The organism is Caballeronia sp. RCC_10 (assembly GCF_041360715.1).
Lineage (GTDB): Bacteria > Pseudomonadota > Gammaproteobacteria > Burkholderiales > Burkholderiaceae > Caballeronia > Caballeronia grimmiae.
Genome location: NZ_JBFUPT010000056.1, coordinates 1 through 14,036, shown reverse-complemented (window position 1 = coordinate 14,036; position 14,036 = coordinate 1). Strand labels below are relative to the sequence as shown.

At 57.7% G+C, this 14,036-nt stretch carries 14 protein-coding genes and 2 pseudogenes; 10 read left to right on the top strand and 6 right to left on the bottom strand.

The features are described 5' to 3' along the window. Nucleotides 1–43 precede the first annotated feature (43 nt). Nucleotides 44–1,549: a hypothetical protein gene (locus AB6804_RS30450; protein ID WP_370889625.1), complete on the bottom strand. Its 1,506-nt coding sequence runs from the start codon at nt 1,547–1,549 to the stop codon at nt 44–46. A 347-nt stretch (nt 1,550–1,896) separates the two neighbouring features. Here AB6804_RS30450 and AB6804_RS30445 point away from each other — a divergent pair, with 347 nt between their 5' ends. Both AB6804_RS30445 and AB6804_RS30440 read left to right on the top strand, forming a co-directional pair. Next, entirely contained in the window at nt 1,897–2,376 is a 480-nt protein-coding gene (locus AB6804_RS30445; RefSeq protein WP_370889624.1) for a hypothetical protein, read from the top strand. 390 nt (nt 2,377–2,766) lie between these two features. Next, complete coding sequence (locus tag AB6804_RS30440; protein WP_370889623.1) at nt 2,767–3,885, top strand: ATP-binding protein; 1,119 nt, start codon at nt 2,767–2,769, stop codon at nt 3,883–3,885. A gap of 17 nt (nt 3,886–3,902) precedes the next feature. Here AB6804_RS30440 and AB6804_RS30435 read toward each other — a convergent pair whose 3' ends face one another. Beyond that, on the bottom strand, nt 3,903–4,193 hold the full coding sequence (locus tag AB6804_RS30435; RefSeq protein ID WP_370889622.1) for a hypothetical protein: 291 nt from the start codon (nt 4,191–4,193) through the stop codon (nt 3,903–3,905). A gap of 139 nt (nt 4,194–4,332) precedes the next feature. On the opposite strand from AB6804_RS30435, the gene AB6804_RS30430 reads away from it, so the two are divergent. Together AB6804_RS30430 and AB6804_RS30425 are read left to right on the top strand one after the other, a co-directional pair. Beyond that, nucleotides 4,333–4,623, top strand: a complete 291-nt coding sequence (locus AB6804_RS30430) for a hypothetical protein (protein ID WP_370889621.1) — start codon at nt 4,333–4,335, stop codon at nt 4,621–4,623. A 789-nt stretch (nt 4,624–5,412) separates the two neighbouring features. Beyond that, the gene (locus tag AB6804_RS30425; RefSeq protein ID WP_370889620.1) at nt 5,413–5,631 is read left to right on the top strand and encodes a hypothetical protein; all 219 of its coding nucleotides are present in this window, start codon (nt 5,413–5,415) and stop codon (nt 5,629–5,631) included. A 281-nt stretch (nt 5,632–5,912) separates the two neighbouring features. Here the strand turns inward: AB6804_RS30425 and AB6804_RS30420 are convergent, their stop codons facing one another. Both AB6804_RS30420 and AB6804_RS30415 read right to left on the bottom strand, forming a co-directional pair. Beyond that, entirely contained in the window at nt 5,913–6,074 is a 162-nt protein-coding gene (locus AB6804_RS30420) for a DUF2934 domain-containing protein (RefSeq protein ID WP_370889619.1), read from the bottom strand. 261 nt (nt 6,075–6,335) lie between these two features. Beyond that, entirely contained in the window at nt 6,336–7,136 is an 801-nt protein-coding gene (locus AB6804_RS30415; RefSeq protein WP_370889618.1) for a hypothetical protein, read from the bottom strand. Between the two features lie 96 nt (nt 7,137–7,232). Here AB6804_RS30415 and AB6804_RS30410 point away from each other — a divergent pair, with 96 nt between their 5' ends. The 3 genes from AB6804_RS30410 to AB6804_RS30400 all read left to right on the top strand — a co-directional run bounded on the left by AB6804_RS30410 (nt 7,233) and on the right by AB6804_RS30400 (nt 11,919). Further along, a complete protein-coding gene (locus tag AB6804_RS30410; RefSeq protein ID WP_370889617.1) occupies nt 7,233–7,565 on the top strand; it encodes a hypothetical protein in 333 nt (110 codons plus the stop codon). Nucleotides 7,566–8,014: 449 nt separating this feature from the next. Next, the gene (locus tag AB6804_RS30405; protein WP_370889616.1) at nt 8,015–10,333 is read left to right on the top strand and encodes an EAL domain-containing protein; all 2,319 of its coding nucleotides are present in this window, start codon (nt 8,015–8,017) and stop codon (nt 10,331–10,333) included. Next, nucleotides 10,330–11,919, top strand: a complete 1,590-nt coding sequence (locus AB6804_RS30400) for a diguanylate cyclase (RefSeq protein ID WP_370889615.1) — start codon at nt 10,330–10,332, stop codon at nt 11,917–11,919. The genes AB6804_RS30405 and AB6804_RS30400 overlap by 4 nt, the downstream gene beginning before the upstream one ends. A gap of 78 nt (nt 11,920–11,997) precedes the next feature. Here the strand turns inward: AB6804_RS30400 and AB6804_RS30395 are convergent. Continuing rightward, nucleotides 11,998–12,174: pseudogene (locus AB6804_RS30395) on the bottom strand (histidine kinase dimerization/phospho-acceptor domain-containing protein); the annotation flags it as partial. A 75-nt stretch (nt 12,175–12,249) separates the two neighbouring features. Further along, nucleotides 12,250–12,816, bottom strand: a complete 567-nt coding sequence (locus tag AB6804_RS30390; protein WP_370889614.1) for a DUF4142 domain-containing protein — start codon at nt 12,814–12,816, stop codon at nt 12,250–12,252. Nucleotides 12,817–12,920: 104 nt separating this feature from the next. On the opposite strand from AB6804_RS30390, the pseudogene AB6804_RS30385 reads away from it, so the two are divergent. The 3 genes and pseudogenes from AB6804_RS30385 to AB6804_RS30375 all read left to right on the top strand — a co-directional run. Next, nucleotides 12,921–13,067: pseudogene (locus AB6804_RS30385) on the top strand (RNA-binding S4 domain-containing protein); the annotation flags it as partial. A gap of 217 nt (nt 13,068–13,284) precedes the next feature. Further along, entirely contained in the window at nt 13,285–13,476 is a 192-nt protein-coding gene (locus AB6804_RS30380) for a hypothetical protein (protein ID WP_370889613.1), read from the top strand. A 347-nt stretch (nt 13,477–13,823) separates the two neighbouring features. Beyond that, nucleotides 13,824–14,012 (top strand): hypothetical protein, encoded by a 189-nt coding sequence (locus tag AB6804_RS30375; RefSeq protein ID WP_370889612.1) that lies wholly within the window; start codon nt 13,824–13,826, stop codon nt 14,010–14,012. Nucleotides 14,013–14,036: the final 24 nt, after the last annotated feature.

Here is a 14,036-nt window from a genome sequence, read left to right as displayed (position 1 = left end):
TTTGCCAGCCATTATGGCCGACTCGGACCCCAGCTTTTTCCACTTACCGAGCTGTCCGAATTCCCGGCGCCACCTCTATCCGAACGAAATCCTCAGGCATCACCGCGCCGTTCTCGTCGGGTAACCCGTTGACGTTAGCGACCGTGATGCTTAACCGGCCCCGCCCGTCCATTGCGTCGCGGGCATTGATCGCAATATTGAGCAGCGCCAGTTCTAATTCCGCTTGGTCGGCATATATATCCCAAAGCCCGTCCTGTACCGAGGCTTCGATGCGCACACCTTCGCCGACGGCAGAGCGCAGTAGGTCAAGTCGGCCGACCCAATCGGCCAAATTCAATCTCTCGGGGCGTACAGGCTGCTTCTTGCCGACGGACAGCAGTTTTCTGGTCAGTTTTTGTCCGCGTCGAACGGTCGCTATGATCCCATCGAGCGGGGCGCTGAGCTGGCCGGAACCTGAGCGAGACAGTGCCTGCGTGTATCCAACGATGGCCATGAGCAAATTGTTGAAGTCGTGCGCTACCAGTGCGACCGTATTGCCTAGTGTTTCCAAACGCTGGTTCTCTTTGGCCACTGCTTCGAGAGAAACTCGCCTCGCGGATTCTTCCTCGGCACGTAACCACAACGACTCCTCATGTCGTAAGCGCTTGAGCGAAAACCTAAGAAGAAGGAACAGCGCAGCCGATGGGGCGAGCGTGGCCGTTGCCACGGTTGTGAATCGAGAGAGCCATGCCCCCCAGATAAATCGAAGCGGGAAACCAGCCGTCACGTAGGCGTCATAGTCGCCTACGCGCCGAAAGGCCAGGATTTTTTCCTCACCATCGACGGTGGATGTCATCGTCACCACTCCCGCATCTTCACCGCTGGTCAGCAGCTTGAAGAACGACGTACCTCGCGAAACCCGTTCAGGTCGACCATGGGGACTTGGCCACCATGCCAGCACAGCACCATCGCCCTTAATCATGCCAATCGTCATTGGCTTCTCATCAGCAAGCTGACGATAGAAGTCTTCGAAATACGCCGCGGACATCGAAATTGAAACCAGTCCCGCGAGAGTTCCGTCTCGGCGAAGATGACCTTTCATGACGTTGAACGTGGCATTGCCCGTCACGCGTCCTTTCATGGGTCCCGATATATACATCTCGGTTGGCCGCGCTCGTGCGTCGATGAAGTCGCCGCGATCGGCAATGCTTATGTTGGGTGCCGGATAGCGAAGGCTGGTTGCTACCAACCGCCCATCTTGGGTCCAGACGGCCAATGCATCCACCTCCGCATGGCCATGCATTAGTTGCTCTAGGTAGTCGTGGAACGGGCGGTCATGAAGAACCTCCAGGTCATTGCCTTTCCCAACGGTGTCGAGGACGCGATCAGCGAGAGCTGAATCGATATCGAAGATTTTCTGGGCATGCTCTTCCGCAATGTAGGTCGACCGTTCTGTCGTGTCGCGTGCGGCAAGTATGCGGTCATGCCAGTCTTGCCAACCAAAAACGCCCAAGAACACGCACGGGGTCACCGCAGTCAGCACAATCGCAACAACGAATGCGTTGCCCATGCGACGAAAATGGGACTGAGCGAGGCCATTTGCTGCGCCCCCCGATGTTCGCTGTTGCATTGTCATATCTCTGCCCGGCGCAAAAAGGTCGCGCGGGACGCTACATTCTTTATCGGCTTCCTTTCTGCCGGCTTGAACGGCGACGGTTGAGCATCGTCTGTAAGGCCTGTTTGCCCGGTAGATTGCAAAGTTGAACGGGTGTTCGTACACTCTACGAATCTGGCCCGTCCGCGCGGAAGTCGGCCCTGCCCGCCTTGTGCGGGCTTTTTTGTGGGCTGCACGCACAGTTCGGCTCTTCTTTCAGGGTTCGGCAACCGACGAGGCGTGCACGACAGGAACTGCAGTGAATGAGCAACCTAACCTTCCGAAGTCCGTGGAAAACTCGCTATTTCGTCGACACGGAATTCACGGACTTCTTCCATTGCGAACTCATTAGTGTGGCAATTGTTGGCGAAGATGGGCGCGAATTCTACGCCGAACGATCGGACTTTGCGCTGAGTGCTTGCAGCGACTTCGTCAGAGCGAACGTCGTGCCCCAACTCGGTCAAGTGCCGGGGCGTTCAATGCCCGCTGCACAGATGCGCAACGAGCTGCGAGCCTGGCTATCAAGCGTACCGGTCTTTCCTAAGCCAATCCTGTGCTTTGATTATCCAGGCGATTTTGACCTGCTGTATGCGTTGCTCGACGGCAGCTTGACGATCGGCTGGACGTGGGAGAACATTGGCAACCGCCTAGATGTTCCACGAATGGAAGCCTACTTCCGCACACATGGCGGGCAGCATCATGCTCTCCACGATGCCCGCGCGTTCGCCCAGTCGTTTGAGTGAAGTAAAAGCCGGTTGCAAGCTGGCAGGGAAGGCCCCTTGAACAAGGCGTGTAGTAATCGCGGCTTAAACAGCGAACGCAGCTCGCCCAGTGCTCGGTCTTTTCCGGCAGCGGCCAACGCGCCCGATCGCGAAATCGTGGTTCGCCCGAATCAGGGGGGCGGCTGGCGAGTTGAGATTGGACGGCCAGGCGGCGCATTCGTCATTATCGTGCGGGATGAAGCCGCGGCCCGAAGGTTAGCGGCCGATCTAGGCCATGGCGAGACCGTTCGGTTCTTGCAAGCCTGATTTGGCTCAGGAGGCCACATCAGCCATCGCCCCTCGGCACCATGGCGTGCCACCTACGCATATATTCTTGGAGAAAGGTATCGCGAGATTCTTTTTTGAACCGATATGCGACTAGCAGATTTCATCTTGCGGGACATTGAGCCGATTCTGGTGCAATGGGAGTCCTTTGCAGCCACCTTGCTGCCCGCTGCTCAAAACATAGATTCACTTGCACTGCGAGACCACGCACAACAGATTCTGGAGGCCGTCGCTAAGGATTTGTCCACCCGTCAAACCCAAGAACAACAGAACGAAAAATCGATTGGGCGGGCCCCTAAACTGAGCGATGCGCCGGAGACCGCTGCACAAACCCATGCGCTTCTGCGAGCACGAGCGGGCTTCAACATCAACCAACTGGCCGCCGAATATCGGGCGCTGCGCGCCAGCGTGCTGCGCATGTGGATCAACGAATGTCTACCGAACGCCCCGGATCTGGACGACATGATCCGTTTCAACGAGGCAATCGATCAGGCAATCGTTGAATCAGTAGATTTTTTCAATCAGCACGTAGAGCAGGCCCGTAACCTGTTGCTCGGGATGCTTGGGCACGACATGCGCAGCCCATTGCAGACCATTCAGATGACAGCGTCTTACCTTGGGGCGTTAAACGCCGGAGAGAAAGTATCGGAAGCTGCCGCTCGACTGATCAGGAGTGGCGTCCGCATGCAGGCCTTACTGGATGATCTCTGCGATTTCAATCGAACCAAGTTGGGCCTGGGGATCAATATCGCTCCAAGCGACATCGATCTGGCCGAAGTATTCTCCGATGCGGTGGACCAGTTGCGCGCAGCTTACCCGGACCGCTGCATTGATCTCGACATACAGGGTGATGCGCACGGAATCTGGGACGGCAAACGCCTGCAGCAACTGCTCGTCAATCTGGTGCTAAACGCGATTAAATACGGGGCGCAAGACGCCCCGGTACAGATTGCAGTTGCGGGCGACAGCGCCGAGGTGCGTTTCGAGGTCAGGAATAGCGGTCCCGCCATTGACCGGCTGATCCTGGAGGGGATTTTTGACCCTCTGAAGCGCGGTCCTGGTCGGGCAAACAAAAGCGATGATCCAAGTCTTGGACTCGGGCTGTATATTGCAAGCGAAATTGTCAAGGCTCACCACGGCGCGATCGAAGCCCGGTCCGACAAGACGGAGACCGCATTCGCGGTGCGTCTTCCACGTCACGCATAACCGTCCCGAGTCGGTGGTCACGATCGGACCCACAATGCTGCTCGACGCAGCCATCGCATATGCCCAGAAGCCGCCGTCGCGTGCGTGACCGACCGGTTGAGCACCGTACGTTCTTTGCCTTCGTCGAACCGCACAAACTCGCGGCGTCCGTCCGGATAGATCTTTAAGCACACGTCGGGGGGCGTGCTGTCTTCGCCGAGGTAGTAGATCGGCCGCCCGGCCGCTAGACGTGATGGGACCATCTCTGTCGCGTCTTGCGCGAGCCGCCGATCGAACTCCTCGGCATCATTTCGAAGGCCATTGATCATGACGCGTCTCTCTTATTGCAAATGCGAAGCCGGCGAGTCATACATCCGCTCAACCGAACACGGCGCAAAAATTTCCTATACTTGTTTGCACAACAACCATTGACACCCCGTCGTTCTTTCACCCAACTAGGAGAATGCCATGCGCGGGATCAACGAGGAGAAAAATGATCTTGCCATGGCAGAACGTCATATCATTTCCATAAAAATGGCCATTTCGGCCCAGCACTGGCGCATTGAGCGCCAAAAAAACGCTGGACTCAATACTGACGACAGCGAAACCTTACTCAGGCTAATGGAGACGATCCGCCAAACATTCAGAGAGCATCGCCAACTTATTTTAGAAGCTTTAGCGTGTATGGATTGTGAAGACACAATTTCGATCACATTACGGCCGCTTAAAGGAAGGCATTGGGCGCCAAATGGATCCTGAGGATCCATCTCAGTTAGACAGGGTGGAACTTACTATAAAGCTTAGACTGGCTTGCCGCGCTTTGATGGCGTTGACTTCCGCTTCTCCGGCCGGCGCTGAGCTATAAGAGAAGTAAAACGAAGCACCGCCTGCGCTGTGTCCCGCACTTGCCGATTTACGCGCGAGCAATCCTCGTTCAAACAGCTCTTTTAAGTCAGACGCAATCTGCCGTGACCTGACTCGGCCGAGTCGGCGCACAACAGGCCCACGCGTCGCGACAATATAATCGGCTTCGAATTCCACGTTGCGAGTGTCGACGGTCTCGCCGTAGCGGTGAGACGCAATAGCGAGAAGCAGCCATTCTAGTCTGTCACGAAGCGGCAGGCTACGTGGTTCGTTGTGCATGCACCCTCGCCATCATCAAGCCGCCAGCGGGCAGTACACGAAATTATGCCGTGACTCACCCAGATATCACCGATAAACGGTCGAGCAGTTTGCGCACCTTCACTTCGATGTCAGGCTCGGCATTCGCACAGGAAATCTTAAACAGCCTCGACTTCCAATAAGTTGAATCGTTAATGAAAGAACGCGCAGCGCACACGCTATTGAATGGCCAAATTTCCAAATGCCTTATCACTGCATCGAGGTGCCGCAGTTCGTTTCTTTTTAGCTCGTTAACGTTCATGCCTTTAACCGTTATCAGCTACGCTTATATTGAAGTTGTTTTTTTTCGCTTGCTCTCTCAGGTTCTGCAAAAATTGATCAGGCCTACCGTCGCGGGCGTAGTGTTTTATTATCACAGGAACGCCAATGAAAACCGTCGCTCCGGCGACTAGGCATCCCATCAGGGTGGCGCTCATGAAAGTGTCACAAACTTCACGGAAGACCGGTGCAGCCATAACCGTGTGCTTTGAAATTATTAAAACACGTAATATAAATGAACTTAATGAGGGTAAACGTGAGACGCTCGATCAAGAACGATCGTTTGTTAATCTTAATATGTTTTTAGCGGTTAAACGTTTGCAATAGCGATTGCATCGTTTGCATCGCAGTCAATGCCTGTCTTGTTGAGCTGGCTATCGTCTGCCGTGCCATGCATTGGCGGCGGTAAAGCAAAAAAAGGGTGGCGGTCATTGCCCGCCGTTAGACGCGGGACTGCAACCGGGGACGCCGTCCGCGCGAATCGATCGGGAAGAATGGTCTCGCGTCAGCCGCCGAGCCAAAGCCTGAACGGCCGGAGAGCCGGTGAAAGCGCCGCAACACAGCAGGACGATTACCCAACGCCGCTCAAGGCCTGGCAGTGATGCGCGTCAAGCCTTTTTCGCACCATCGTCCGATCCGTCGGTTTGAGCGCCAACTTGCGTTTGCGCGAGGTCCCAAAACTCCTCGGACCGACCTTCGGGGCAACCGGCTTGTTCCCACAGCCGAAACGCAAGTTCGCGGATCCGTTCTTCCGAGATAGGCTCGTTCATGTCTTTCCTTACGAGTGAGCAAATCCGAGGTTCGCTGTCTAACCCATCCTCATCGCGACCACTACTCAAGGTTAAAGCAGGCCTTGCGGGAAAACGCAAGCTCGATGCTCCACGGAGTTCTTTATAGACTCTTCACGCGAAAGCTGCGTTAGCTTTGAAAATACCGGGCCTCTTTATAAGTCAAGCCGGAATCCATGCGCTGGAGGTGTAAAACTGGCCATTGTGACCGCAAGCAACGCACGACGGCGCGCCGCTCTCAAGTCACTGTGCTTGCCGGACCGCCTTGCGTCGTTTCGCGGCGCGTTGCGGAATGAGCGCGACACAGGCGACAATGAAGCAAAGCAAAATCAGGGAGGCATACAGCCGGCTGATATGCAGGCCGCCCTGTGCTAACGGCTTGTCAAGAAGATCGCCGAGGGTGGCGCCAAGCGGCCGCGTGAGCACGAAAGCCGCCCAAAAAAGCGCGGTGTGGGAGATCTTCGTCAAGAAGTAAAGGGCCGCCACGACGGCAAGGCCGACGCCAAAGATCAGCGCGCCATACTCGTAACCGAAACCCAGACTGCCGCGGTCGGAGCCCGCCACCCAGTCACCCAGTGCGGTACCCAGCGTCTGCGAAAACATGATCGTGCACCAATAGAACCATTCCGCCTTGGGCGTGCCAATGTTCTGAACAGACACGCTTCCTTCGGCCCAGTACCAGGTTGCAAGGCTGGCGACGAGCAATCCGGAAACGATGGCGACCCCGCCTGGATAGCCGAGGCCGAGCGAGCGATCGGCGAAGTCGGCGATCGTCGTTCCGAGCGTGGTGGTGGCCACGATCGTCGCCCAAAACAAAAACGGGTGAAATTGGCGAGCCTTGATCTGCGCAGAAACCAGAAGAACAAAAATCACGGCGAAAATTGCGGTGCCGATGAGGTAACCAAGCTTGAGTGACATTGTCACCCAATCTCCGCCCGTCTCGCCAAGCGTCGTCGCCGCGATCTTGATGATCCAGAAACCGAGCGTCACCGCCGGGACCTTGGTGACGGCCTGCCCAACAGGGCTGTGCGCACGGTTTGTCATGTCGATCTCGCAAGTCGATGCAACGCCGCCACGCCGCCCGTATTGAAGCGGGACGCCGACAGCACTGGAGGAACGAACGCCAACAAGAGAGGGAGGGTGGATCACCTTTCGGGCAACCTAGCCAATGTCAGCGTCTTTGATTCGTTGCCAGCATCACTGATGCCTATAAAGCTTCCGCCGCTTGTTTACAGGCCGCTGGTGCTGATGGTTTGCCTTAGTGGTCGCTTCTGCGTCGTCGGCGAATGCCGTTTCTGCGGATTGGCTGGAGGCGAAGGATCTCTGCACATTGGCCCGAGTGTCGATGGCGGTCCGTTTCCGCGCTTTTCGGGCGTCGTCGTGCCTTGGCGTCGCGGCAAGGAGCGAACAATCCAGGTATCGGAAGCAGTGAATGCGCTGAGCGGTATGACGACGATACAAGTCTCGGCGTAGGGAGCCGGTAGGGCGACCGGAGACGCGACCCATATTGCGTCGCGACAGCCATGATAGAAAAGGCGTTTGCCACGGAAGAACAACAGGCGCGACGCTGGCCTCAACTGCCGGGTCCAGCTCCGGTACCGCGCCTCCACAGGGTTTCTGTGTGGCAGCCCTGCTGGCCAGCCGGAGAGCTGCCAGTATCGCGTTGCTCGCGTGGCCGGTCGACCTCACTAAACCGGTTTCTTTGGCGTTCCAGAAGACCGAAGTGACAGGGATCCACCGTCGCGGTATGTCGCGCCTTGGCGGAACGTCGATCAGTGTTAACGGCCGCAATCGGTAATTTTTAACAGATGTTGATTTTCGCTAGGTCGTTTTCCGTTCATAGGGGTTAATTTTTACCCAAAACGTCCGATAAACGGGAACCCGCGTACCGCACTCGCAGCCAGCGCATCGACGGGCGGCAGATGCGACAGAAAGGTATTCATTCAATGCGCAATCAGCTATTTCTCTCGTACTTCATCAGCCGTTTCAACGCGCCCGCATTGCCGTCGGGGCTGGTGAGGATGGGCTTTCCCGCACTTATTGCGGTTCCGTCCTTCGCCGCTTTGATGGCTTTACCGGGTCACCATGAAGCGTTACGCGTCTCCATTGCGCTGCTTGTTTTCCTTGCCACGGCGGCGGTGGGCTGGAGCCTGAACGCTCACAGGGCGTTGAAGGCGCGGGCGAGTCTCCTCGAGCAACTCGCCCGCGCGCTGCTTTCGACGAACCGTGACTGCCTGAAGTTACTGACCCCTGACGGAAAAATGATGCATCTGTCAGAGGTGGCCGCCGAGTTAATGGAACTCGACTCACGTACCCAGTTGGTGGGTGCCGATTGGATCGGCTTCTGGGGCGGTGGCGATAAAAAGCTGGCGCAGGCCGCCTTGGCGTCAGCACTGCAAGGTGACGAGGCGGACTTCGAGGGTTTTTGTCCCACCGCGAAGGGTCGTCCGAAGTGGTGGCGCTCAACGCTATACCCCATCAAGGATAGAAGTGGGCGGACCGCTGCCATCCTTTGTCCGTCCAGAGATATCAGTGCCGAGACGCTAGCCGCAACGGCCGCGCGACGGGCGGAGGAACTGCTCACCGACATCGAAGCGCACATACCGGTGGTTTTTTGGTCGACGAGTGCAGATTTTCAAACGCTGCGTCACGTCAGCGCGGGCTTTGAGACGATGTGGCAACTACCTGTTTCAGCGTTGGCACACGACCCGGCCGCATGGCAAACGCGGCTGCTCGAGCACGACCTGCGCAATGTAAAAGATGCCATGCGGCGAATGGCACGCGAGCACACGCCGGTCCAATATGATTTCCAGCTTTGCTGGGACGACGGAAGCACGCGATGGATCCGAGCGAATGCGTCGCCGGTTAAAGGTAAGACGGGGCAGGTCGAACGAATCGTTAGCGTATGCATCGACGTCACTGACGAGAAGCGTCGAATGGATGAACTCGACCGACTCGCTCACGTCGACAATCTGACGGGGCTCGCGAACCGGCACGCATTTCTGAAGCATCTGGGCGACTGCACGGGGGCGGGGAAACCGTTCAGTCTCCTGCTCGCAGATATCGACCGGTTCAAGGTACTCAACGACACTGTTGGCACCTCGGCTGCCGATTCATTGTTGCGCGAGATCGGTGAGGCCTTCAAGAAAGTGGCGCAATCAGGCGTATTCGCTGCGCGCCCGAGCGGCGATGAATTCGCTTTGGTTATCTCTGACGCCACCACGTGCATCGTTACCGAAATCTTCGGCGATATCGGCGCTGCCATGCGCCGCCTCGAGGTGACCGGGTCCGGCGCCTCCAGCTTGACGCTGTCAGCCGGCGTAGCAAGGTTTCCGGCCGACGCAGGCACGCCCGAGGCGTTGATGAGCAACGCCGATGCGGCCTTGTATATGGCGAAACAGGCTGGCGGCAATTGCCTTCGGGTGTTCGGCAGGGAGGAAGCTCAAGTTATCGGCTCGTTCCAGGTGGAGCGCGAGCTACGCGGTGCGGTGTCACGCGCGGAATTCAGTCTCTGGTACCAGCCGCAATTCTGGGCACAGTCAAAGGAATTCGCCGGCGTCGAGGCACTCATCCGTTGGAACAGTCCTACCCAAGGAATCGTTTCGCCCGGAGTTTTTGTTCCGCTGTTGGAACAATCCGGCTTGATACAAGAGGTCGGTGACTGGGTCTTTGCTCAGAGCGTTCGTCAAATCGCCGAATGGAAGGAACGTTGCGGTGTCGACGTTCCCGCCTCAATCAACGTGTCGGCGAGACAACTCGTCGACCCAGCCTTGGCGACGCGGTTTGCGACGATGGCCGGTAGTCACGCGATATTGCCGAGTCAGATAACCCTCGAAATCACCGAGTCGGCTTTGGTCGAGCACGCAGGCCGGACCACGCAAGTTTTGCGCGACCTCAAAAGCCATGGCTTTCGCCTAGCACTGGACGACTTTGGCACCGGCTATTCAAGCTTGAGCTACCTCACCCGCTTGCGCCCCGACGTCCTGAAGCTCGACAAGTCGCTCGCTGATGACATTGATAATGACCCTATCTCGCGGACCGTTGTCGCGGGCATCGTTGCACTGGCGAAGGCGCTTGATATCCGGATTGTGGCAGAGGGCGTAGAGCGCCAAACACAGCTGCGTTGCCTGGAAGAGATGGAGTGCGACATCATCCAAGGATTTCTGCTCGGTCGTCCCGAGCCCGCGGACTCAGTACACCGGCGATTGGCACACATCGCGGCGCCGCTTATAACCGAATGAAACATCTCGAGAGTCTCTATCGTCGCAGGGACGCTTTGCCTGCGCCCAATCTGTCCTCGAGGACAGCGCTTGCCGTGGGGCGCGTCCTGAACGTCTTCGCCCTGCGTCCATACGTTGCCGCGTTGGTCGGGACGTCATTCGCCTTGGTCGTGTTCGCTCTGCTGGCGGTGACCTTGCATCAGGGGCGTCAAGAAGTCATTGGCCGGGCGCAGGACAACTCGCGTAATGTGGCGGCAATCGTCAGCAGCGATATCGGCCGCCATATCGAACTTTACGATCTATCACTGCAGGCCGCTGTCGACGGCGCCAAGCAGCCGCGAATCATGCAGCTCGCCCCTGACATCCGGGACCGGGTTCTATTTGACCGCGCCGCATCAGGGGCTAACGTTGAAGGAATGGCAGTCACTGGCGCTGACGGGAGGATCATCGCTTCCCAAGGAGTGAACGCTGTTACAGCCGACTATTTCCGGTCGCGGGAGAATTTTCTCGCCCATCAGCGCCCGACAACGTCACAGGTTTTTATGTCGCACCCTTACGCCGACTCCCGTGAATGGACAACGATAGGGGTCAGCAGGCGGATTGACGCGCTCGACGGGCGCTTCGCCGGAATGGCAATCCTTGAAATTCGTGCCACGTACTTTCAGCAACTGGTCGACCAGGTCGAGGTCGGTTCGCATGGCTCAGCGTTCATCACCCGCACCGACGGAACGCTTATCGCACGGCGTCCGGTCACGTCCAGGGAAGTCGCTATGCGCATCGCTAGGAGCCGGACGTTTCACACGATGGTCGACAACCAAACCGGGTCCTACGTAGCCCATTCCCCCATTGACGGGCGCCTGCGTCTTTACACCTTCGCGCGAGTCCCCGGCACGCCTCTCATTGTGGTCATCGCCCCGGACGTGGAAGATGTCCTGGCGAGCTGGCGTCCTCGGTCAGTCATTGTCGTCAGTCTTTCTGCCGTGCTCAGCGCAGCGTTCGTCCTGGTTTGCTGGCTGCTGGCTCGGGGTCTGCAGCAAAAAGAGAAGTCGCGAAAACAACTCCTATCGATGGCGTCTGTGGATGCATTGACGAGCCTGAGCAACCGACGGGCGCTGGACGTCTACCTCGCTCGCGCGTGGGAGAAGGCAAAGGGAGAAAACCACCCTGTATCCGCAATCTTCATCGACGTTGACTACTTCAAAGCGTACAACGACCGCTTTGGACATGACGCTGGCGACCAAGCACTTCGCCTGATTGCCGTTTGCATTCGGGCAGCCATCCGGAACGCGGAAGACATCGCCGCCCGCTACGGTGGCGAGGAGTTCGTCGTGGTACTCCCCGGAGCGCGAATCGAAGCCGCCGCTCGGGTGGCGGAAGCAATCCGGAGCGGAGTCGAAGCGTTAGCGCTACCAGGTGCGGGAGCAACGAGCGACAAGCTTACTGTAAGCCTAGGGATAGCGGCGTGTGAACCGCAAGGTACCCAGGACGCCTCGCGATTGCTTAAAGCGGCCGACGATGCACTCTACAAAGCGAAGCGCGAAGGGCGCAACCAGGTCAGACAACAAAGTATCCATGTGCAGCCAGCAGCCGTACTGACCGACGGTTAGCGATCGAAGCCACGACAATCCGTGCGGGTCGATGGTGAACATGCCCCGTACCGTCCGGTCCGCCCCAAGTAGATCGTTGAGCATGACCGAAAGGTTACGCACCTGACGCGCGACGATCTTGCTCGCCTTGAAAACCGGGGCCTCCTCAGGCACCGAGCGACGGATGACTTCAATGGCAGCCTCGATCGGCGCAAGCGGATTGCGCCGATCGTGACTCAGCATGGGTAGAAACTGGTCCCGTTCCTCAAGGAGCACCAACGGCGGTTCAGGCGCACATCACCATCCGCGGGTTCGCGACCGTTCCATGAAGTCCGCCTCAACAGGTCTGCCCTACTTGGAGGTCGTCGCGGACAGGACTTGTACAAGGTGCGTCGCGTGCTGAAGATGGTTCATGCCAATCGGTACGCCGCGCGCGGCGAACGCTTTCACCTCGGCGTCTTCTCCGTCGCTTGCTTCGCTCGCATACAGCGCGTTGCCCATCCGGTGAATGTGCAGCTGCGCGATCGAATACTCGCGATCGAAGTCAGCGCCGGACATCGCCGATAGCTCGGAATACACTGTATGGTTGGCCGGATCCATTGCCTGAAGCAACCGGACATGCTTGGCCTCGGCGATCTGCGAGAGTTCGCCGTTGATACGCGTATGCTCGGCGACCATCCTTTCGCCGAACGCGCGGACCTCGGGCGACGAACCGCGTTCCGCTGCCAGTTTGCCGAGATCAATCTCGGCCTTGCCGACGCTCGCTGCTGTAAGCATAAATTGCTGGTCCGTCGACGACACTTGCGCGCCCGACTGCATAACGCGGCAGCCAGACACGGCAAGCGCGCCGGCGCAAGCAAAAGCGGCGAGAAGGCGCGTGGCTGCCCATCGCGCCGGCTGATGCTCAATGCGGTTCATAAGAGGCGTCCCGTTACTGTAGCGTGGCAAAGTCAGCATGGCGTATGCCGTGACTTGCGCCTCGCTGGCTTCCGCATGCCCCTTCGCTTGCGACGGGCGATCACATGAACCTACCATCTGCTCAGCTGATGGGACTTGCCGGTAGCGGCGGCTCCGCGAAGGCGCGCGTCGCAATGGGCGATGTCACCGTCGACGGCAATGTGGCACTGCGCAAGACGTGCAAGATCCGCGCGGGTCAGGTTGTAATGATCGCAATCGATCTTCTCCGTAAGCACACGGATTCCTTCGCTGTTTTCCATGTTTGGCAGCCTCGTCTCTGCGTTAATGCGGTTTTCGAGCAACTTGACTTCGCGAGCTCTCGACGCCCGCCCGCCTGTGACGTGCTCTAGTGTAAAACCATGCCTCGGGCATGCTGAATGCAAGGTCATCGTGCGCAATTCCGCGCCGTTTGAACTTCGGAGTACTTCCATGTCTACGCAAGAGAATCAACGCAACGAAAACCAGAACAACGAAAACAATCAGAACCAGAACAATCAAAATCAGAACCGGAACAACGAGAACCAGAAGAATCAAAATCAAAATCGGAACAACGAGAACCAGAACAACCAGAACCAGAACCAGGACCGGAACAACGAGAACAACCAAACACGTGACGAGTAACAGTATCTCGTCCAACCCTCGGGGCCTTCGAACTCCGGTATCTTTGGATAAGTGAAGGCGCCATAGCTCGGTCGACCCATCCGTAACCGCCCCCCAGACCCTCGGTGACAGATCCACCGGGGTCGCCGCGCGACAGTTCGATTGTCGCAGCGTTCGCTGGCCGCGATCCGGACGACCGGCTCTTCCTTCTGCGGACAGTTGATGTTCGCGCGGGTGAAAAAGAGGGATGGTAGGCCCCCTTGGGCGCGCGGTTTCCCTCGAAAGTCGACAATTTTGAATGCCATGGCTTGCTGTGATCGGCATGAGGAATGCGGGCGAAAGGCGAGAAAGCAGCGCAGGAGAGCGAAATGGCCGACAGCTTTGTCTCCGACGACATTTTCAGCTACCAAGAGGTGAAAGAAGTTCAATGTCATCCAGACGGTAGGATCGCCGCCTGCGAGGTATCCGTCGCCGATCGAGCGTCCGACGGCACTAAAACCTCTATGGCTCTTTTGAAAACGGAGTGGGTAACGGCCTTCAGCGGGCATGCGAGTTGAAGGCGGAGAAGTCCAGTTTGCCTG

What these genes read in the sequence shown, in the direction of transcription:
- AB6804_RS30375 (WP_370889612.1), top strand. Translation starts at nt 13,824, where the DNA reads ATGGCCGACAGCTTTGTCTCCGACGACATTTTCAGCTACCAAGAGGTG.
- AB6804_RS30390 (WP_370889614.1), bottom strand. Translation starts at nt 12,816, where the DNA reads ATGAACCGCATTGAGCATCAGCCGGCGCGATGGGCAGCCACGCGCCTT.
- AB6804_RS30405 (WP_370889616.1), top strand. Translation starts at nt 8,015, where the DNA reads ATGCGACAGAAAGGTATTCATTCAATGCGCAATCAGCTATTTCTCTCG.
- AB6804_RS30425 (WP_370889620.1), top strand. Translation starts at nt 5,413, where the DNA reads ATGAAAACCGTCGCTCCGGCGACTAGGCATCCCATCAGGGTGGCGCTC.
- AB6804_RS30445 (WP_370889624.1), top strand. Translation starts at nt 1,897, where the DNA reads ATGAGCAACCTAACCTTCCGAAGTCCGTGGAAAACTCGCTATTTCGTC.
- AB6804_RS30415 (WP_370889618.1), bottom strand. Translation starts at nt 7,136, where the DNA reads ATGACAAACCGTGCGCACAGCCCTGTTGGGCAGGCCGTCACCAAGGTC.
- AB6804_RS30420 (WP_370889619.1), bottom strand. Translation starts at nt 6,074, where the DNA reads ATGAACGAGCCTATCTCGGAAGAACGGATCCGCGAACTTGCGTTTCGG.
- AB6804_RS30400 (WP_370889615.1), top strand. Translation starts at nt 10,330, where the DNA reads ATGAAACATCTCGAGAGTCTCTATCGTCGCAGGGACGCTTTGCCTGCG.
- AB6804_RS30440 (WP_370889623.1), top strand. Translation starts at nt 2,767, where the DNA reads ATGCGACTAGCAGATTTCATCTTGCGGGACATTGAGCCGATTCTGGTG.
- AB6804_RS30430 (WP_370889621.1), top strand. Translation starts at nt 4,333, where the DNA reads ATGCGCGGGATCAACGAGGAGAAAAATGATCTTGCCATGGCAGAACGT.
- AB6804_RS30450 (WP_370889625.1), bottom strand. Translation starts at nt 1,549, where the DNA reads ATGGGCAACGCATTCGTTGTTGCGATTGTGCTGACTGCGGTGACCCCG.
- AB6804_RS30435 (WP_370889622.1), bottom strand. Translation starts at nt 4,193, where the DNA reads ATGATCAATGGCCTTCGAAATGATGCCGAGGAGTTCGATCGGCGGCTC.
- AB6804_RS30380 (WP_370889613.1), top strand. Translation starts at nt 13,285, where the DNA reads ATGTCTACGCAAGAGAATCAACGCAACGAAAACCAGAACAACGAAAAC.